Origin of the sequence: Noviherbaspirillum aridicola, assembly GCF_019656455.1 — a bacterium.
GTDB classification, from domain to species: Bacteria; Pseudomonadota; Gammaproteobacteria; order Burkholderiales; family Burkholderiaceae_D; genus Noviherbaspirillum; species Noviherbaspirillum aridicola.
In genome coordinates, this window is the sequence record NZ_BPMK01000001.1 from 208,849 (window position 1) to 228,677 (window position 19,829).

The 19,829-nt window shown below is 67.7% G+C and carries 16 protein-coding genes; 7 read left to right on the plus strand and 9 right to left on the minus strand.

Annotated features, from left to right (window positions below; all coding sequences use genetic code 11):
- Position 1: 1 nt before the first annotated feature.
- From NCCP691_RS01050 to NCCP691_RS01060, 3 genes are read left to right on the plus strand one after another with little or no spacing between them, the layout of a single operon-like run.
- Positions 2–1,780, plus strand: coding sequence for a branched-chain amino acid ABC transporter ATP-binding protein/permease (locus tag NCCP691_RS01050; RefSeq protein ID WP_220806376.1), 1,779 nt, complete (start codon positions 2–4; stop codon positions 1,778–1,780).
- A 9-nt stretch (positions 1,781–1,789) separates the two neighbouring features.
- Positions 1,790–2,536 (plus strand): ABC transporter ATP-binding protein, encoded by a 747-nt coding sequence (locus NCCP691_RS01055; protein WP_220806377.1) that lies wholly within the window; start codon positions 1,790–1,792, stop codon positions 2,534–2,536.
- A gap of 50 nt (positions 2,537–2,586) precedes the next feature.
- Entirely contained in the window at positions 2,587–3,732 is a 1,146-nt protein-coding gene (locus tag NCCP691_RS01060) for an ABC transporter substrate-binding protein (RefSeq protein WP_220806378.1), read from the plus strand.
- A gap of 61 nt (positions 3,733–3,793) precedes the next feature.
- Here NCCP691_RS01060 and NCCP691_RS01065 read toward each other — a convergent pair whose 3' ends face one another.
- The 5 genes from NCCP691_RS01065 to NCCP691_RS01085 all read right to left on the minus strand — a co-directional run bounded on the left by NCCP691_RS01065 (position 3,794) and on the right by NCCP691_RS01085 (position 9,008).
- Positions 3,794–4,765: a PA2778 family cysteine peptidase gene (locus NCCP691_RS01065; protein ID WP_220806379.1), complete on the minus strand. Its 972-nt coding sequence runs from the start codon at positions 4,763–4,765 to the stop codon at positions 3,794–3,796.
- Positions 4,765–5,151, minus strand: coding sequence for a PA2779 family protein (locus NCCP691_RS01070; protein ID WP_220806380.1), 387 nt, complete (start codon positions 5,149–5,151; stop codon positions 4,765–4,767). Before NCCP691_RS01070 ends, NCCP691_RS01065 begins: the two co-directional genes overlap by 1 nt.
- A 264-nt stretch (positions 5,152–5,415) precedes the next feature.
- Positions 5,416–6,726, minus strand: coding sequence for a flavin-containing monooxygenase (locus NCCP691_RS01075; protein WP_238482255.1), 1,311 nt, complete (start codon positions 6,724–6,726; stop codon positions 5,416–5,418).
- Positions 6,713–7,645 carry an NAD-dependent epimerase/dehydratase family protein gene (locus NCCP691_RS01080; protein WP_220806382.1) on the minus strand — a complete coding sequence of 311 codons (933 nt, stop codon included), beginning with the start codon at positions 7,643–7,645 and terminating at the stop codon, positions 6,713–6,715. The genes NCCP691_RS01075 and NCCP691_RS01080 overlap by 14 nt, the downstream gene beginning before the upstream one ends.
- Before the next feature lie 67 nt (positions 7,646–7,712).
- Positions 7,713–9,008: an MFS transporter gene (locus NCCP691_RS01085; protein ID WP_220806383.1), complete on the minus strand. Its 1,296-nt coding sequence runs from the start codon at positions 9,006–9,008 to the stop codon at positions 7,713–7,715.
- 274 nt (positions 9,009–9,282) lie between these two features.
- Here NCCP691_RS01085 and NCCP691_RS01090 point away from each other — a divergent pair, with 274 nt between their 5' ends.
- From NCCP691_RS01090 to NCCP691_RS01105, 4 genes are all read left to right on the plus strand, one after another.
- On the plus strand, positions 9,283–10,515 hold the full coding sequence (locus NCCP691_RS01090; protein WP_220806384.1) for a TetR/AcrR family transcriptional regulator: 1,233 nt from the start codon (positions 9,283–9,285) through the stop codon (positions 10,513–10,515).
- 112 nt (positions 10,516–10,627) lie between these two features.
- Positions 10,628–11,293, plus strand: coding sequence for a response regulator transcription factor (locus NCCP691_RS01095; protein ID WP_220806385.1), 666 nt, complete (start codon positions 10,628–10,630; stop codon positions 11,291–11,293).
- A 317-nt stretch (positions 11,294–11,610) separates the two neighbouring features.
- Positions 11,611–12,837 (plus strand): NHL domain-containing protein, encoded by a 1,227-nt coding sequence (locus tag NCCP691_RS01100; RefSeq protein ID WP_220806386.1) that lies wholly within the window; start codon positions 11,611–11,613, stop codon positions 12,835–12,837.
- 160 nt (positions 12,838–12,997) lie between these two features.
- Positions 12,998–13,762 carry an SDR family oxidoreductase gene (locus NCCP691_RS01105; RefSeq protein ID WP_220806387.1) on the plus strand — a complete coding sequence of 255 codons (765 nt, stop codon included), beginning with the start codon at positions 12,998–13,000 and terminating at the stop codon, positions 13,760–13,762.
- Here NCCP691_RS01105 and NCCP691_RS01110 read toward each other — a convergent pair.
- From NCCP691_RS01110 to NCCP691_RS01125, 4 genes are all read right to left on the minus strand, one after another.
- On the minus strand, positions 13,726–15,435 hold the full coding sequence (locus tag NCCP691_RS01110; RefSeq protein WP_220806388.1) for a DNA adenine methylase: 1,710 nt from the start codon (positions 15,433–15,435) through the stop codon (positions 13,726–13,728). The genes NCCP691_RS01105 and NCCP691_RS01110 overlap by 37 nt on opposite strands.
- A gap of 567 nt (positions 15,436–16,002) precedes the next feature.
- Positions 16,003–16,479, minus strand: a complete 477-nt coding sequence (locus NCCP691_RS01115; RefSeq protein WP_220806389.1) for a c-type cytochrome — start codon at positions 16,477–16,479, stop codon at positions 16,003–16,005.
- 142 nt (positions 16,480–16,621) lie between these two features.
- The gene (locus NCCP691_RS01120; RefSeq protein ID WP_220806390.1) at positions 16,622–18,190 is read right to left on the minus strand and encodes a methyl-accepting chemotaxis protein; all 1,569 of its coding nucleotides are present in this window, start codon (positions 18,188–18,190) and stop codon (positions 16,622–16,624) included.
- A gap of 217 nt (positions 18,191–18,407) precedes the next feature.
- Positions 18,408–19,826 (minus strand): efflux transporter outer membrane subunit, encoded by a 1,419-nt coding sequence (locus NCCP691_RS01125; protein WP_220806391.1) that lies wholly within the window; start codon positions 19,824–19,826, stop codon positions 18,408–18,410.
- Positions 19,827–19,829: the final 3 nt, after the last annotated feature.

Sequence of the window (19,829 nt, forward strand, 5' to 3'; positions counted from 1 at the left end):
CATGAAACGCCGACACCTGCTCCCCGCCGCGCTGCTGGTCCTCGGACTGCTGCTGCCGCTGCTGCCCACGCCCGAATACTGGATCAGCCTGCTCAACTACATCGGCCTGTATGCGCTGGTCGCGCTGGGGCTGGTGCTGCTGACCGGCGTCGCCGGACTGACTTCTTTCGGCCAGGCCGCCTTCGTCGGTCTCGGCGCCTACAGCACCGCGTACCTGTCGCTGACCTATGGACTGTCGCCCTGGCTCGGGCTGGCGGCAGGGCTGGCGCTGACCCTGGCGTCGGCCTGGCTGATCGGCGCCGTCACGCTGCGCATGTCGGGCCACTATCTGCCGCTGGCGACGATCGCTTGGGGCATCTCGCTCTACTTCCTGTTCGGCAATCTGGAGATGCTGAACAAGTACGACGGGCTGAGCGGCATTCCCCCGATCTCCATCGCCGGCTTCGAGCTGGCCTCCGGCCGTTCCATCTACTACCTGATCTGGTTCGTCGTGCTGGCGTCCGTGCTGGCGCTGCACAACCTGCTCGACTCGCGGCCCGGCAGGGCGATCCGCGCGCTCAAGGGCGGCGGCATGATGGCCGAGGCCATGGGCGTGGACACGCGTCACGCGAAGGTCGTCGCCTTCGTCATGTCGGCGTTGCTCGCCTGCCTGTCCGGCTGGCTGTATGCGCACTTCCAGCGTACCGTCAATCCGTCTCCCTTCGGCCTGAACTACGGCATCGAGTATCTGTTCATGGCGGTCATCGGCGGCGTCGGCCACATCTGGGGCGCGCTGCTCGGCGCGGCGCTGCTGACCGTGCTCAAGGATGTGCTGCAGGGACTGCTGCCGCGGCTGCTCGGGTCGAGCGGCAACTACGAGCTGATCGTGTTCGGCGCGCTGATGGTTGCGCTGCTGCAGTATGCGCCGAACGGGCTGTGGCCCTGGGTGCGCCGCGTCTTCCCGCCGCCCGCGCGGCGCGGCCCGCCGCCCGAGGCGGAGCCGCTCCGGACCGGCGGCAAGCCGGCGGCCGGCGAGAAGGTGCTGGAGGTGAAGGCGGCGCGCAAGCAGTTCGGCGGGCTGGTCGCGGTCAATGATGTGAGCTTTGAAGTGGGCGCGGGCGAGATCGTGGGCCTGATCGGGCCGAACGGCGCCGGCAAGTCGACCACCTTCAACCTGGTGACCGGCGTGCTGCCGCTGTCCGCCGGCGATGTCCGCTATCGCGGCGAGTCGATCGCCCGGCTGCCCTCGCGCGAGATCGTGCTGCGCGGCATCGCCCGCACCTTCCAGCATGTGCAGCTGCTGCCGGCGATGAGCGTCCTCGAAAATGTCGCGCTCGGCGCGCACCTGCGCGGCGAGTACCATCCACGCGGCGGGATCCTGGCGAGCGTGCTGCGTCTCAACCGGCGCGAGGAAGCCCGGCTGCTGCACGAGGCGGCGCGCCAGCTGCATCGCGTCGGGCTGGGCGAATTTCTGCACGTGGAAGCGGGCAGCCTCGCACTCGGCCAGCAGCGCATTGTCGAAATCGCGCGGGCGCTGTGCTGCGATCCGGCATTGCTGCTGCTCGACGAACCCGCCGCCGGCCTGCGGCTGCAGGAGAAGCAGGCGCTCGCGGGCCTGCTCCGCCAGCTCAGGGCCGACGGCATGAGTATCCTGATCGTGGAGCACGACATGGACTTCGTGATGAATCTCACCGACCGCCTGGTGGTGATGGAATTCGGCACGCGCATCGCCGAAGGCAGGCCGGAGGCGATCCAGAAGGATCCGGCCGTGCTGGAAGCCTACCTCGGCGGCGTCGACTAAGGGATGGCCATGGACGCAATACTCGAAGTGAAAGACCTGCATGTCCGCTACGGCAAGGTGGAGGCGGTCCACGGCATCAGCCTGGCGGTCGCGCCCGGCCAGATCGTCTCGGTGATCGGGCCGAACGGCGCCGGCAAGTCGACCACCCTCAATGCCGTCATGGGCAGCCTCGACACCGGCGCCGCGGCGGCCGGCGGCGTGCGCTTTCTGGGCGAGGACATGATGCCGCTGCCGCTGGAGGAGCGCGTGCTGAGGGGCATGTGCCTGGTGCCGGAAACGCGGGAGCTGTTCGGTTCGATGAGCGTGGAGGACAACCTGCGGCTCGGCGCCTGGCCCCGCAAGCGCGCCGGCGAGCGTCATTTCATGGACCAGCTGGAGCGGGTCTTTCAGCTGTTTCCGCGTCTGCGCGAGCGGGCGCGCCAGGACGCCGGCACGCTGTCCGGCGGCGAGCGGCAGATGCTGGCGCTCGGCCGCGCGCTGATGGCAAGGCCGAAGCTGCTGATGCTGGACGAGCCCAGCCTCGGCCTGGCGCCGCTGATCGTGAAGGAAATCTTTCACGTGATCGGCGAACTGCGCGCCACCGGCGTCGCGATCCTGCTGATCGAGCAGAACGCGCGCGCCGCGCTGCAGCTGTCCGACCATGCATATGTGCTCGAGACCGGCAACATCGCGCTGCACGGTCCGGCGCAGGAACTGGCGCACAATCCGCGCGTGATCGATACCTATCTCGGCCTCGGCCGCAAGGCGGCGGCCTGAAACGCAACCGGCACAACCCACCGACCACACGATAAACAAGGAGACACACCATGAACACCCGTCTGCGTCCCGTCCTTGCGGCCCTCGCCGCTTCCCTGCTCACCGGCGCCGCCCACGCGGACATCACCGTCGGCGTGAGCCTGCCGCTGACCGGTCCCGCCTCGGGCCTGGGCATTCCGACCCGGAACGGCATCAATCTGTGGCCTGAGACGATCGGCGGCGAGAAGCTCAGGCTGGTCGTGCTCGACGACGCTTCCGATACCACCCAGTCCGCGCGCAACGGGCGCCGCCTGATCACGGAAGACAAGGTGGATGTGATCGTCGGCTCGACCGCCACCCCGGCTTCCGTGGCGCTGGCCGACATCGCGGCGGAAGGGCAGACGGTGCAGATATCGACCTCGCCGGTGGAACTGCCCGAGGGCAAGGGCGGCTGGACCTTCCGCGTCGCGCAGTCGACGCCGCTGATGGCCGGCGCCGTCGTCGATCACATGAAAAAGCAGGGCGTGAAGACCTATGCCTACCTCGGCTATTCCGATGCCTACGGCGAGACCTGGCTGAAGGCGTTCACCGACCTCGCCGGCAAGGCCGGGCTCAAGCCGGTGGCGACGGAGCGCTTCGCCCGCGCCGACACCAGCGTCACCGCGCAGGCGCTGAAGATCGTCTCCGCCCGGCCCGATGCCATCCTCATCGGCGCCTCCGGCAGCGGCTCGGCGATGCCGCACAAGGCGCTCGTCGAGCGCGGCTACAAGGGCAAGATCTACCAGACCCACGGCGCCGCCTCGCGCGACCTGATCCGGATCGGCGGCAAGGATGTGGAAGGCGCCTTCGTCGTCGCCGGCCTCGCGGTGATGCCCGAAGCCCTGCCCGAGAATCATCCGTCCAAGAAGGTCGCCACCGACTTCGTGCAGCGCTACGAGAAGCAGTTCGGCGCCGGCACCCGCAACCAGTTCGCCGCGCACGGCTATGACGCCCACCTGCTGCTGCAGGCGGCGGTGCCGGAGGCGCTGAAGAAGGGCAAGCCGGGCACGCCGGAGTTCCGCGCCGCGCTCAAGGAGGCGCTGGAGGCGGGCAAGCCGATCACGATCACCCAGGGCGTCGTGCGCTACAGCCCGAAAGACCACTTCGGCCTGGAAGAAAATGCGCGCGTGATGCTGAGCGTGGACAAGGGCGACTGGAAGCTCGCCGAAGACAAGTAAGAAGTCATGCCGTGACGGGGGCCGGGCAGCCGGCCTCCCCGATGCATGGCCGGGGCGGCGTCTAGCGCCGCCCGCTGCCTCCGAGTCCGGCGGTGATCTGCTGGCGCAGCTGCCGGTAGCCGTCGAGTCGCGGTCCGCCGAGCGCGACCGCCTTGTCGATCGCCGCGACCGCCTCGCGCTTGCGCCCCTGCTCGAACAGCACCTGGGCCAGATTGTTCCAGCCATCCGCGAATCCCGGATGCGCGTCCACCAGCGCGCGGTACTCCGCCGCGGCCGCTTGCAGGTCGCCGAGCCCGTAGGCGGTATTGCCGGCGCCCAGCCGCAGCACAGGATCCGACGGCCAGCGGCCGAGGGCGGTGCGGTAAGCCGTGTGCGCGGCGCGCTGCGAGCTGCGTTCCAGCGTCGCGACCGCCGTCGCGTAGCGAGACGCGGAGGCGGTGGCCGGCAGCCGCGCCGGCGGCATTGCCAGCATCGCCCAGCGTCCGCCGCGTTCCCAGGTGCGCTCGAATGCGTGCAGCGACATTTCCATGCGCTCGTTGCGCCCGGAATGGACGATGAGCAGGTTGCGCGCGCGGTCATAGCCGATCGCCACGGCGTAATGCCACACCGGCGCGAAGCCGAAGGACAGGTTTTGCAGCACGATCACCGGATTGCCGGCCGCCACTTCGCGCAGCAGCGGTTCGAGATCCGGTTCGAGCGTGTAGGCGACCAGGCCCATGCGGCGCGCGGTGGCGAGCATTTCCAGCTGCAGCGAACCCTGGCGCGCCGGCAGATAGACCTGGCTGACGAGGTCTTCCGGCCGCACTGTCACGCCGGCAGCGCCGGCCGCCATCGCCAGCGCGGCCGGACCGCACTGATAGTCTTCCTGGGGATGAAAGGGCACGTCGCGCAGCAGCGCGGCCGGTGCCAGGCCGGCCGGCCAGTCCTGCTGCAGCGTCGCTACGCGTTTCGTAGCGCAGCCGGACAGCACCAGCACCAGCAGCGCGGATGCCGCCAGGCGCTGCAGGCGACCCGTGGCGGTCGCGTTCCCCATCAGCGGATCGAGCGGGTGAAGGGGAAGATCTTGGTGAAGCCGAGGATGTCGGTCACCAGCAGGATGATGAACACGGTGAACAGGATGCCGAGCACGTCGCCGCCGGCGGGCATCTGATCGATGCGGCCCGCGAGCTGCTGCACTTCTTCGTCCGACATGGCCTGCACGCGGTCGACCGCCGCCTGCGCGTCCACGCCCTGCGCCTCGATGGCCTTGCGCACCTCGTCCCGCTTCAGGAAGTCGATGACGCGGTCGCGCTCGGCGCTGGCGGCGGGGCCGGCGGCCTCCTGCGTGGAGATGATGGCGGCATTGGCCTGCAGCGGCACGCTGAGCGAGGTCATGCAGACGACGAGCAGGGACGCGGTGAGACGCTTGAAGGTGTTCATGTTGTTCTCCTTGGTTGATGGAAACGGTGTGTTCGCCTGTCGGGAACGGCGGGGATGCGTTCAGCGCGGGCACACCATGTGAGCCACTTCTACCGCATCGTATCGGCCGCTCTTTGACGGCTCTCAATCCGCGTGTAACCGTCGTTATCGGTGCAACAGCGGCTGCGACAGCGGGGCGATGCGCCTGCGGCGATGCAGCATCGCCCTCAAGGATGAGTGATGCTCGTTGAGAAATTGTTCCATTCCGCGGCACGCCGGCCGGTTTCACACGCCCGCGCGCCCGCGTCTCATGTCCTTGTTCAGCTGACCCGCATACTCCCGGAAATCCACTTCCAGGGTATAGCGGGCCGAGCCGACGTAGCGGCGCGCCAGCCGGCGCGCATGCCGCCCGATCTCGTCTTCCATCACCTCGCGTCCGGGAAGCGCGGTGTCGCCGGCCAGGACCGAAGCCAGCCAGCGGCCCTGGATTTCCACCAGTGGAATGGTCGGGCCGATGGGCTGCACCAGGCCGGCCAGATAGAGCCCCGGCAGGTCCGGCGGGAGCATGCGCCGGTAGAGCGCGGCCCTGCCGTCTTCGATGCGGAACAGCGCCGGATCGATGAAGGGGAAAGTCGTGCGGTAGCCGGTGGCATAGATGATGGCATCGATCCGCTCGCTGCTGTCGTCGGCGAACAGCACGTGATCGCCGCGCAGTTCGCGGATGTCCGGCTTGACCGTGATCCAGCCGTGGCCGACATAGGACAGCAGTTCCTGGCTGAGCGTCGCATGCTCGCGCCAGATCGGATGCCGCGGCCGCGGCACGCCGTAGCGCGCCTGGTTGCCGACGGCCAGGAACATCAGCCGTCCGACGATGGCGCGCGCGACCGGCGTTGGCAGTTTCAGCCTGCGCATCAGGAAGGCCGACCAGCGGTCGATCGGTATGCCCATCAGGTACTTGGGCATGATCCACGCGCCGCGCCGCGTCGACAGGAAGGTGCGGCGCGCGGTCTTGCAGACGTCGGCGGCGATGTCCACCGCCGAGTTGCCGATGCCGACGACGAGGACATTCCTGTCGGCGAACGGCGCTGCCGTGCGATAGTCGTGCGAGTGGATGGCCGTGCCGCCGAAGCCACCGGGGAAATCCGGCCAGCGCGGATCCCAGAGGTGGCCGTTGGCGACGATGACGGCGCGGTAGCGGCGGAGCTCCCCGTTGTCCAGCCGCACCTGCCAGTTGCCGCTGCCGTCGGGCCGCAGGTTCTCGACCCGCGTGCGGAAGCGGATATGGGGACGCACGCCGAAACGCTCGGCGTAGGCTTCCAGGTATTCGAGCACCTGGTAATGCGACAGGAAGTCCGGGTAATGATCGGGAATCGGGAAATCCGAATAGCCGAGGTTCCTGCGGCTGGTGTCGATGTGCAGGCTGCGGTAGGCGGACGACATGCGGTTATCGTTTTCGTAGCGCCACATGCCGCCGATGTCCGAGCCGAGCTCGAAGCATTCGAACGGTACCTGCTTCTGCTTGAGCGCCTTGGCGACGGTGACGCCGGACGATCCGGCGCCGATGATGCAGACCGGCAGCGAGTCAGCGGCGCTCATGCAGTGTCTCCAGGTGGCGGGCGACGAGTTCGTCGGCCGACGCATCGGCGTGAAGTCCCAGCGCCCGCGCCCGCCGCGAGTCGAAGCCGCGCGGCCAGCCGTCGATGATCGCCTGGAGGTGCGCGTCCGCCTGCCACGACAGCTTTCCCAGCGCGCCCGCGGCGCGCAGCGCCGCCTCGATCTCGCGGGGCGTGACGGACAGCGACGGAAGGTTCAGCGCACGGCTGGCGCCGAATGCCGATGCGGGTGCGCGCTGCAGGGCCAGCATCGCCGCCACCACCGCCTGCACCGACGCCACCGGAAAGCGCGTATCCGGCGCGAGCGGGCAGACGGCGTCGCGCCCGCCGAGCGGATCGCGGATGAGCGCGGCGATGCGGTCCGACACGCTGCCGGTGGCCGGGCCGGGATGGGTGAGCACCACCGGCAGCCGCAGCACCCGTCCGTCGAGGAAGCCGCGCCGCGAATAATCGCTGATCAGGAGTTCGGCGATCGCCTTGTGCGTGCCGTAGGAAGTCTGCGGTGTCTGCGCGACATCGTCGCCGACGATGTCGGGAAGCGGTCCGCCGAAGGTGGAGATGGAACTGGCGAACAGCAGCTGCGGCGGCCTGTCCTGCAGGCGGCAGTGTTCCAGCAGGCGCATCAGCGCATGCAGATTGACGGCCATGCCGGCGCTGAAGTCGGACTCCGCGTCCAGCGTCAGCGACGCGGCGAGATGATAGATGCGGTCATATCCGCCAGCGAACAGGCGTGCGAGGAAATCCTCGTCGCGGATGTCGCCGCAGGCGACGATGGCCCGGCCGGAAGCGGCCGCCGGGCGGCGGTCCGCCAGCACCAGTTCATCGATACCGCCCTGCGCCTGCAGCGCGGCGGCGAGATGGCTGCCGATGAAGCCGGCAGCGCCCAGTACGAGTACGCGCATCGTCTTCCTCCTTGTCCGCAGTCGTTGCCGGTCGCCGCCGGCTCGTCATCGGCTCGTCATCCGATTGTTATGCGTTGTGGCGGCGCGGCTCCTCCATGCGCAGCACCATCAGCAGCGCGGCCGCCTTGAGCAGCATCGCCGCGCCGAACACCCAGCCGAAGTCGACGCCCTCGGCGGCGAGCCCGCCGAGTATCGGCCCCGCCGCCATCATCAGGTGCGAGGCGGTGTCGGACACCGCGATCAGCATCGGCCGGTCCTGGCTCGTTCCGAATTCCAGCACCATGTTCTGCGAGGCGACGAAGTAGCCGCCGAAGCCGGCGCCCAGCCCGCAGAAGGCGAGCATCATTCCCGGCGTGCCCGTGGCGAGCAGCAGGCCGCCGGTGGCGGCTATCCAGAGGCCGAGGCTGAGCAGGAACACCTGGCGGTAGCCGCGGCGGTCGGCGATGCGTCCCCATGCCAGGTTGCTGACGGTCTGCGCCAGCAGGAAGGCGAGCGACAGGTAGCCGAGCATCTCGCCCGACAGGCCGCTGCCGCGTGCGGCGTAGATCGCATAGAAGGGCAGGGCGGCCGTGCCGAGCGCCGCCAGCGCGCGCGCCCGGAAGAAGCGCAGATAGTGCGGATCGGCGCGCAGCAGGGCCGGCACCTGGCGCAGCCGCTCGCGCAGCCGCGCGCGCGGCCGCACCCAGGGCGACTCCGGCTCGCGCACGAAGGACAGCGCGGAGATGCCGACGCTGGTCAGGATGAAGGCCACCATGAAGGTGCTCGCATAGCCGTTGCCGAAGGCATCTGCACCCACCAGGTAGCGGCCGCCCGCCCAGGCGACCGCGGCGGCGATCAGGCCGCCCATGAAATTGCGCAGGCCGGTCAGGCTGCCGCGCCTGTCCACCGGAATCATCTTCGACATCAGATAGGCGAAGGCCACGCTCTGCACGCCGTTGAACAGTCCGAACAGGGCGAGGAACAGGCAGGCCGCCGCCATCGCCCACCAGCCGTCGAGCAGCCACGCCGAGAGCGCCAGTCCGAGTATCTGCACGCGCATCAGCCAGCCTATCGAGAACACCACTGGCAGCACCTTCGCGCGATGTTCGATCAGGGTCGCTCCCCAGATCGACGACAGCGCCATGCCGATGAACTGTGCCGCCAGGGCGAGTCCGACGGCGAGCCTGGACGCCGACAGCAGGTAGATGTAGGCCGGGACGAAGGTGGGCGCGGTGACCAGCCGGAAGCCGGTCAGCCCGAGCATGCCGTGCGCGAGGCTGGCGCCGAAGTTGCGGCCGAGGTCGCGTTTCACCTGCGCGCGGAAATCCTGTTCGAGCGCGACGCGGCGCGCGGCTTCGCCGGCGAGCGGTTCATGGGCGCTCATTCCCGCCCCGCGCGGGCGGCCGGTCTGGCGGAGGAAAACGGCCGCGGGCGGCGCATCGCAATCTCAGTCATCTGCAGTTCGCACCTTTCGTGCGCGGGGTATGTCCTTTGTGGTCGATATTAGCACCACTTTCCGCTGCCGGCGAGTCGCAGCGCCGGAAAGGAAGAATGAGGCAAGGCGAATTAGAAAACAGGGTATGGCCGCCGCGCGGCGCGGACCAGGCCGCGGCGGCAGGTATAATCGCCCTCTTGCCGCTCAGCGAGGACTGCCCGACATGACCCAGGTGATATCAAACAGCCGGATGACCGAGCGCTATGTGAAGAAGCGCGAGACCATCCTCGATGCCGCGGCGCGCCTGTTCAACCAGCGCGGCGTCAAGGGCGTGACCCTGTCCGATGTCGCCGGACAGGTCGGCCTGAGCACCAACAGCATCACCTACTACTACAAGAAGAAGGAAGACCTGGTCGTGGCCTGCCTGCTGCGGTCGGTGGACGCGGTCGGCGACATCATCCCGGTGGCCGCCTCGGAGGCCGACGCCAGCCGCCGGGTCACGCGCTTCATCGCGCTGTTCTTCGACCGCATGGCGGCCGTGCGGCGGGGGCAGGCGCCCGAGATGATGACCTTCCGCGACGTGCAGGCGCTCGCCGGCGACCACGCGGAGGTGGTGTTCTCTGCATACACCGGCATGTTTCGCCGGGTGCGCGCGCTGCTTGCCGGCGATGGCGCGCTGCCGTCGGACAGGACAGCGCTCAATGCGCGCAGCCACCTGCTGCTGACCCTGACGGTGCGCGCGATGAGCTGGGTCGTGCGCTACGACGCCGACGACTATGCCCGCGTCGCCGCCCGGATGAGCGAGATACTGACCGGCGGACTCGGCGCAGAGGGCGCGCGCTGGCGCCTCTGCCCGCTCGACGAGCGCCTGGCGCAGGCGCCGTCGCCGGTGTCCACCACGCATGACGCCTTCCTGCGCGCCGCCACCGCGCTCATCAACGAGCAGGGGTACCGCGGCGCCTCGGTGGACCGCATCTCGGCCCGGCTGAACGTGACCAAGGGCTCCTTCTATCACCACAATCCGACCAAGGAAGACCTGGTGTCGGCCTGCTTCGAGCGCAGCTTCGCCCTCATCCGCGACGCCCAGTCGCTCGCGCTGGATGCGGAGGGATCGGGCTGGGACAGACTGTGCGCGCTGTCACGGGCGCTGGTGCGCCACCAGTTCTCCGAGCGGGGGCCGCTGCTGCGGATGTCCGCCTGGACCGAGCTGCCCGAAGAACTGCGCGGCGACAAGCAGCGGACCATCAGCCAGCTCAGCCTGCGCTTCGTCGCCCTGCTGGTGGACGGCATGCGGGACGGCTCGGTGAGGCCGCTGGACCAGGCGGTGGCGGCGGAGCTGGTGGGCGGCATGATCAACGCCTCGGTCGAACTGGACCGCTGGGTGCCGGGCATTACCGCGGATAATGCGCTGGAGTTGTTCGTGCGGCCATTGTTTGTCGGAATCATTCGGCCCTGAACATGCCGCATAGGTAGGAAGCCGCCGCCGCTTGATCTACAATTCCGGCCTGGCCCGCACGGCAAACGCACGAATCCGGAGTACCGACAGCATGGCACCGAGCAGCATTGCAATGGCAAACGACAATATCCTTCAGCCGCGCACCATCCTCGCGATCGACGATCACGAGCTGGTGCGGGTCGGTCTGCGCTCGGTGCTGTTGCAGCATTTCGGCGAACGCTACCGGGTCGAGGAAGCGCAGAGCCTGGAAGAAGCGCTGGTCTGTCTCAAGGAACGGGCGGGCGACATTTTCCTGATCCTCCTCGACCTGCATCTCGGCGACACCCGCGGCCTGGCCGGCCTGGCGCTGCTGAGGCAGCGCTATCCGGACCTGCCGGTGATCGTCGTCTCCGGGCTGCAGGATGAAAAGGTTCGCGAAAAGGCGGCCATGCTGGGCGCGGTCGCTTTCGTCAACAAGGGCGGCGATGCCGGCAGCCTGGCCGGCCTGCTCGAAGCGGTGGATGCACTCGCGCGCGGCCAGCTGCCGCGCCCGCCGGCATCCGGTGCGCAGCAGCCGGGGACGTGCGCGGGCAGCGTCGATGCTTCGCGGCTGTCGGGCGTCGCCCTGAGCAAGCGCCAGATACAGGTGCTCGAGCTGATCCTTGCCGGCCATGACAACAGCCAGATCGCGGAAGAAACCGGCCTGGCACTCGGCTCGGTCAAGAACTGCGTGTCTTCCATCTTCCTGGTCTTCAATGTGCGTTCGCGGGCCGAGCTGGTCGGCCTGTTCGCCGGCTGAGGCGATTCCCGTACAGGCCGCATTACAGATTGCGGCAGACCCCGCCACGAGCCCCGCACGGGGAAATTCGGGTGACGTTACGAAAAACGTAGCGCAAAGCGCATCCAGCCTGGAACACTTTCTGTCATCGCGTCTTTCGCGCCCCGACTGAAACATCCATACAACACATCAAGCGCGAAGCGTGCTCCGTCTCCCATGAAAAGACGCTGCTTCGATGGCCGTTTGCGGGCCGTCAAGCGGGCACCGGCTTGCCTCCCTACCATCGCGAAAACAAAAAAAACAGGTCAGGGAGCGTTCATCAACTTTTGGGAGCATATATGTTCAAGATCCGAGCAGGACTGGTGTCCACGTTGCTTTGCATGCTGCTGTCGGCATGCGGCGGGGGTGGGGAGGAGGGCGCCGACGGTGCCGGTGAAGCGTCGTTGCACGGCACCGCCGGGGCGGTGGCGGATGCGGGGGCGACGGACGCGGCGGTGTCGGACGCGGCGGTGCAGGCCGAGCGCGCCTACACCGCCAGCGGCTACCCTGGCTACCAGGTGTCCGATCCGCGGCTGGCGAGCTTCAACGGACCCGGCGGCATCGAGCTGGACCGCGCGGGCAATCTCTATGTCGCCGACACCTGGAACCACACCATCCGCAAGATCGCGCGCAATGGCGTCGTCACGACACTCGCCGGCCTGCCGGGCTGGCCGGGCATCGCGGACGGGCAGGGCGCGGCGGCGCGCTTTTCGTCGCTGGGCGATATCGCCATCGACCGCTTCGGCAACCTGTTCGTCACCGACGGCTATGCGATACGCAAGGTCACGCCGCAGGGACAGGTGCTGACGCTGGCGGGCGCGCCGAAGGAGCTGGGCTATGCCGACGGCCGCGGGAGCGGCGCCCGCTTCAACCGGCCGCAGGGCATCGCGGTGGACCGCGACGGCAATGTCTACGTCGCCGATACCAACAATGCGAGGATCCGCAAGATCACGCCGTATGGCATGGTGAGCACGCTGGCCGGCGGCTACCAGGACTACCGGACCATCATCGACGGCATCGGCGGCGCCGCCGGCTTCGACACGCCGACGGGGATGGCGATCGACCGCCACGGCAGGCTGTATGTGACGGACGTGGCCTTCCGCGGCGCGACCACCCCGCATTCCGGCTCCACCTTCATCCGCCGCATCGATACGCGCAGCGGCGCCGTGACGACGCTGGCGGGCAGCTACGGGGTGCCGGTGGATCCGCCCGCGGGCAGCCCAGAAACCGCCGCCCGGTTCAATGAGGCGCAGGGTATCGCAGTCGATCACGCGGGCAACCTGTTCATCGCCGACTACTTCAACAACCAGGGCCGGCTGCAGCGGCTCGGGGTCGACGGCCAGCTCACCACGCTGCCGACGCCGCCGGGCGCCTTCGCCAATCTGCACGATGTCACCGTCCACTGGCAGGGCCCGCTGCTGGTTTCCGACCATCGCAAGCACACGATCGATCTCCTGACGTCCGGGCTGGAATACCGCGTCTACGCCGGCCAACCCGGCGAGCCGGGGTACGCCGACACGCCCTGAGTCCGTTCCGGGGCCACGCCGGCGCCCGTTTGATGGCGCCGGCATTCTTAGAAAAGCGGGTATTGACAGTGCGAGTTGGCTGACGCTATAAACATGTCTTGTCATAACGATATGCCCCGGTCTTTTTAGAAAATCCGGTGCGCAACAACAGGAGCGAGACATGTCCCTCTTCGACTTGAGCGGCAAGGTGGCCGTCATCACCGGATCCTCGCGCGGCATCGGCCGCGCCATCGCCGAACGCATGGCCGAACAGGGCGCCAGGGTGGTGATTTCATCCCGCAAGCAGGCCCCGTGCGACGAAGTCGCCGGCGCGATCAATGCCCGCCATGGTGCCGGCCGCGCGATCGCGGTCCCGGCCAGCATCGCATCCAAGCCCGACTTGCAGAACCTGGTCCAGGCGACGATGCAGGCCTTCGGCCGCATCGACATCCTGGTCTGCAATGCCGCTTCCAATCCCTATTACGGTCCGATGGCGGGCATCGAGGACGACCAGTTCCGCAAGATTCTCGAAAATAATGTGATCGCCAACCACTGGCTGATCCAGATGATCGCGCCGCAGATGATCGAGCGGCGGGACGGCGCCATCATCATCGTGTCGTCGATCGGCGGCCTGCGCGGCTCGCCCGTGATCGGCGCCTACAACGTATCCAAGGCGGCCGACTTCCAGCTCGCGCGCAATCTCGCGGTCGAGTTCGGGCCGCACAATGTGCGGGTGAACTGCATCGCGCCGGGCCTGATCCAGACCGACTTTGCGCGCGCCCTGTGGGAAAACCCGGACACGCTGTCCCGCGCCACGTCCACCACGCCGCTGCGACGCATCGGACAGCCGGATGAAATCGCCGGTGCGGCGGTCTATCTTGCGTCCGCCGCCGGCAGCTTCGTCACCGGTCAGGCGATCGTGGTCGACGGCGGCGCGACGATCTGACCGGACGACGATGCATCCGGTGCCCGGGCCTCGCCGGCCTGGCCAGGCTCCCATACCTGAAGCATCGCGAATCGGGCGTCGCCAATGATTCGCGAGGTCGAACAAGACTCGAGGTGGTTGCCGCTGAAGCTGAACGAGATCTCATACTGCCGCCTGCGGTACTGGAATTCGACATTCTCTGCGCGTCCGGTGCCGTTTTCCATCACGACGGCGTCCTGGGTGAACGCGGCGCTGATGCCGGCCCGCAGCAGGCACCTCTGGAAAGGGGTCGTGTCGGCGGCATGGCATCTGAAGAAAGCAGGAAGCGCAGGATTGTTCTTGTTGGCGGCGATCGGAATATGCACGCTCGGCAGCAGGGCGGGGTCGAGCGCCGCGGGATACTGATACGGCAGCATTTCCGCTCCCGACTGGGGCTTGAAGTTGATCGCGACGATTTCCCTCAAGGTCCGGGTATGCGATCGGGCGGTCGTCTGCGCCTTGGCCGAGGTGAGCACGAGAAAGCCCAGCTTTTCGAGATTGCCCCGTACGTACTCCGACTCCTTGTTGGTCAGGATCAGGCGTCCCTGTCTTTCCCAGGCGGGCATCACCGTGGCGACCACCTGTTCGATGAAGCCCGTCTCCGACAACTCCGGAAGTCTGGCGGATGAAGATGATTCGTCCGCCGGCTGGGAGCCGTTCGTGTACCCTTTCCCTCTCAATTTTCCTTCCGGCAGCCAGTACTCGGGATCGACCATCGCGAGATCCCCTTGCCCGACCTCGGCCAGCTTCTCCCAGCCATTCCCGCGGCTCACCGTCGCGCCTTGCATCCGGCCCGCCACATAGCGCAGCTTGGTCACGATCTCGTCGATCTTGGCATCCACCAGCAGGGGCTCTCTGACATGAGGGCTGTCTTCCAGCTTTCTTCCGATCATTCTGTTCATGATCGAGCCGCCGGAACCCATCGTGACGCCCGTGGGATGAGCAATCTGGGCTCCCATCGTGTAACCCGTGCCGAGCCGGATGTTGACCGGGCCATTCGGCATATACAGATTGTGCTGGGCGATCAGGTAGAGGGCAGCGTTCAAAGGCACATCAAGCGGCGTGCCGTCGTCGCTCATGTTCGCCCGCAGTTTCTGCAGCAGGTACTCTCTCAGGGCAGCGGAGAGTCGCCTGTTTGCTTCCCGGTCGAACGAACTGGAGGCTATCCATTCCGCCACCTCCTGCGGGTCGATCGCGGCAACCGGTTCCGCGTCCGCACTGCCGGCGTCCGCCGGGGGCGCGGAGTGCGCGGTCCTGTAGAACAGTTCCTTGATTTCGGTCTTCATTGCCTCCAGTTCGGCGACGACCGCCTCATGGTTGTCGATGATGTATCGATGGGTCAGGTGGCGGTAGGCGTCCAGCTCATTCAGCACCACGCGCGCGTCCGGCTTATGCGACCTGACCCAGAGCGAGACGAATCCCGTGCCCGCGAACAGATCGAGGAATCGGGTGAAGTCCCGTGCCTTCACGGCTGCCAGGAGCGCAGTCGGCAATGCCTTTCCTGCATCGGTTTGAAGCAGCGAGCGCTTGCTGCCAAGCATTGGAAAAGCCGGGTAATCAACCCGTTTCCAGTCGGCGTCGTCGATCGCCATGAGTTGCATGGGCGGCTGCGCGGCCGGAGCGTCTGTATCGCTGCCTGCCTTCAGGCGCTTCATGTCTCTGCCCGGCTCGGCCGGCGGCGAACGATGTCTCGTATGCGATGCCGGACCCGCGGCCGGCCCGTGCCGCACCAACCACGTGGCCGAACCCGTCACTCTGCCTGGCGGCGCCCGGTGCGGGGGAGGCGGGAGCGCGGCGGACGGTTCCGCGAGCTGACTGGCGGCGGCCGCGATCCTGTCGAGCAGATCGGGAGCTGCGGAAAGATAGCATTCACGTTCACGGGGTGTCCCGGGATGGGAAATTACGCGTGCGCGCTGCGGTGCGATCCGTTCGAACCGCGAGCGACCGATTTCCGTCGCGTCGGGTGCAGCCGCCTCGTATCCTGATTCGGCGGCTGACCGGTAATGCGCGGCGAGCGTGCGGGCAAGCTCGGGCGGCGCGGGAGGAGTCGGGCGTGTCGCCGCGTCGGAAGCCGCGGGTAGCCTGGGCAAGGCGGGCAGTATGGGGCGAAATACGGGCATCTGCTGAACTCGGCGTGAAAAGCCGGTAAGTGTTCACCGCCCCTGTTCGGTTCCGTAGACCGAAAACCCGGGTGGTGATCTGCGGCGGATGCCCGCCTCACCTCATCTTGCCGTCCGCTGCAGCGTAATCTCCTTCTGCGCCGCCAGCGCCTTCTCCGGCCAGCGGCTCTTGATATACGCGAGCACGGCGGCGATGTCGTCGTCCGACAGCGTGCCCGCATACGCGGGCATGTCGCTCTCATAACCGTCCGGCGCGGTCCGGCCGGGAACGAGGCCGTTGCGCACGATGTCGATCAGGACGGCATCCGGGTGATGCCATGTGTGTCCGCTCTCGTCATGCGGCGGAGCCGGCAGGCGGCCGTTGGGCAGGCGCTTGCGCCACTCGGGCTGGCCTTCGAGCGCCTTGCCGTGGCAGGCCGCACAATATTGGTCGTACAGGGGGCGGCCGCGCTGCACGAGTTGCGTGTCGGAGGGATCGATGTAGCCGCGCGCGGCCCGGCTCTCCCTTGTGGCGATGAACGCCGCTGCCGCCAGCACCGCGAGCGCGACGGCGATCGCCAGTACAGCCTTGCCTTTCATGCTTCCTCCATCTTTGCTGATGCCTGTATCGATGGGCAGAGCATACCGCAGGGACGGAAACGGGCGTCGATGAAAAACACGGCGGCCGCGATGGCGTGCTGTTCATGCACGCGATCGCGGCCGGCCGGAGCTGCGGCGGGAATCAGGCGGGCAGGGCGAGGAAGCGCTGTTCGAGCCTGAAGGCGCCGACGAGCTGCGTCAGGCCGGATGCCTGGTCTTCCAGCGCGCCGGCGGCGGCCGCGGCCTGCTCGACCAGTGCCGCATTCTGCTGCGTGACCTCGTCCATCTGGGCAATCGCGATGTTGACCTGCTCGATGCCGGTCGACTGCTCGTTGCTCGCCTGGCTGATGTGGCCCATGATCTCGGTGACGCGTCGCACGCTGTCGACAATGGCCGCCATGGTGGCGGCGGCCTGCTCCACCTGGCGGGCGCCGGTCTCGCACTGGCCGGTCGAATCCGCGATCAGCTGGCGGATTTCCCGTGCCGCGGCACCCGCGCGCTGAGCCAGCGATCGCACTTCGCTCGCCACCACCGCGAAGCCGCGGCCCTGCTCCCCGGCGCGCGCCGCCTCCACCGCGGCATTCAGGGCGAGGATGTTGGTCTGGAAGGCAATGCCGTCGATCAGGCTGGTGATGTCCGCGATCTTGCGTGCCGAGTCGTTGATGGCGGACATGGTGGCGTTGACTTCGCCGATCGCGCGGCTGCCTTCGCCGGCGTTGCGCGATGCCGCTTCCGCCAGCGCGTTCGCTTCCCTTGCATGATCCGCGTTCTGGCGCACGGCGCTGGTGAGCTGCTCCATCGAGGAGGCGGTCTCTTCCAGCGAGGCGGCCTGCTGTTCGGTGCGCGAGGACAGGTCGAGATTGCCGGCGGCGATCTGCACCGAGGCGGTGGCGATGGTATCGGTGCCGTTGCGCACCTTGGCCACCATCTGCTCGAGATTGCCGTTCATCTGCTTGAGCGCCTGCAGCAGCTGGCCGGTCTCGTCGCGGGAATCCACGTCGATCACGCTGGTGAGGTCGCCCGCGGCGACGGTCTCGGCGACGCGCACCGCATTGCGCAGCGGCCGGGTGATGCCGAGCGTCAGGCGCACCGCGAAGACCACGCCGATGATCACCGCGATCACGCCGAGCGCGAGCATCACATTGCGCGCGGAGGCGATATTGTTACGCACGGCGGTGCCGGTCTCCTGTACCACCTGGGTCTGAACGGCGGAGAGTTCCTTCACCGATTCCTGCAGGCGGTCCAGCGCCGGCAGCGTGTCCGCGATCAGCATGCGGCCGGCTTCGTCGCGCCGGTCCTCGGCGATGAGTTTCGACACCTGGGTGAACGACTTCACATACTGCGCGCGCTCCTCCCTGATGCGTACGAGGATGGCCTTGGCATCAGCGCGTTCGACGAGGCGGTCCAGCGTGGTCAGCGCGTCGGTGATGGTCTTCTTGTTTTCCTCGATCTTGGCCAGCACCCTGTCGCGCTGCGCCTGTTCGGTCACGACGAACAGCTCCATCGTGCGGCGGGCGTTGGCCCGCACGGTCGCATTGACGGTATGCGCCGCTTCCGCCTTGAGCCAGTCCTTCTCGATCATGTCCGAGGTCATGCGGCCGATGCCCTGGAAGTAAATCAGCGCGATGGCGACCAGCGCCACCATCAGCAGCAGGACCAGTCCGAAACCCAGTCCGAGCCGGGTACCCAGTTTCAAATCTCTCAATTTCATCTCGACTTCCGCGCCCGAAGGCTTCCTGTCCGGTGTGAATCACGCAGCCGCTATGCGGCGGAAGAGGAGTCTAAATAGTTTCCGTACGGCACCTAGTTGATTCAAGTCAAACTCTTCCGAATCGACACCGAAAACAACAGGCCGGGCAAATAAGGAAAAGCCGCGCAAAAAAACACCCCTGCGCGAGGGGTGTCGTCGGAGCGGTGCGTGGATGCGCTTACCGGGCGTTCGTCTCGTTGATTCCGCCGCCGAGCGAGCGGTAGAGATCCACCGCGTTCGTCAGCCGCAGCAGGCGGGTCTGCACCAGCGACTGTTCGGCGGAGAACAGTTCACGCTGCGCGTCGAGCACGTCGAGCGAGCTGGCCACGCCGCTCTGGAAGCGCTGCTCGGCCAGCCGCAGGCGGTCGGCCTGCGCTTCCTGCACCCGCCGCTGCGCGTCGATCTGCTCGTCGATGGCGCCACGCGCGACCAGCGCATCGGCGACTTCGCGGAAGGCGGTCTGGATGGTCTTTTCATAACTCGCCACCGCGATATTGTTGCGGACCTCGGCCAGCGACAGGTTGGCACGGTTGCGGCCGGCGTCGAAGATGGGCAGCGCGAGTTGCGGCACGAAAGACCAGGTGCGGGTGCCGGCCTCGAACAGATTGCCGAGTTCGGTGCTGGCGCTGCCGATGCCGGCGGTGAGCGAGATGCGCGGGAAGAAGGCGGCCCGCGCCGCGCCGATGCTGGCATTGGATGCGATGAGCTGCTGCTCGCTGGCGCGGATGTCGGGCCGGCGGGTCAGCAGATCGGACGGCAGTCCGGCCGGCAGTTCGGCGACGATGTTCTGCTCGGACAGCGTGCGCGCCGGCGGCAGGTCGCCGAGCGGGCGGCCGGCCAGCAGCGTCAGCGCGTTCTGCGCCTGCGCGCGCTGGCGCACCAGCGTGGCGAGCGTGGCACGCGCCGTCTGCACCAGCACTTCCTGCTGGCGCAGGTCCAGCGCCGAGGAGGCGCCGACCTCGAAACGCTGCTGCGCCAGTCTGTAGCCGGTTTCGCGCGCGTTGAGCGTACGCTGGGCCAGTTCCTGCTGTTCCGCGTAGGCGCGTTCGGCGAGGTAAGCCTTGGCGACTTCCGCCACCAGGCTGATCTGCGCCGCCCGTTGCGCCTCTTCGGTCGCCAGGTATGTCGCGAGCGCGGCTTCGTTCAGGCTGCGCACGCGGCCGAAGAAGTCGAGTTCGAAGGCGGCCAGGTTGACCCCGACCTGGTAGGCCGTCGTCACGGTGGAAACGCCCAGCGGCGAGGTGGCCGCCGAGTTCCGGCCGCGCGAACCGGAGACCGCGGCATTGAAGCTCGGCAGCAGGTCGGCGGCGACGATGTTGTACTGGGCGCGCGCTTCCTCGATGCGCAGGGCGGCGGTGCGCAGATCGCGGTTGTTCTGCAGCGCCGATTCGATCAGCGCCTGCAGGCGCGGGTCCTGGAAGAACTGGCGCCAGCCGGTGTCGGCGGAGACGCCGGCGGCGGCGGTCACCGGCAGCGGTTCGGCCGGGAAGGCGGTGGCGACCGGCGCCGCCGGACGCTCATAGCGCGGCGCCAGCGAGCAGGCGGAGAGCACGCCCGCGGCCAGCATCAGAAGAACGGAATTGCGTAGTATTTGCATAGG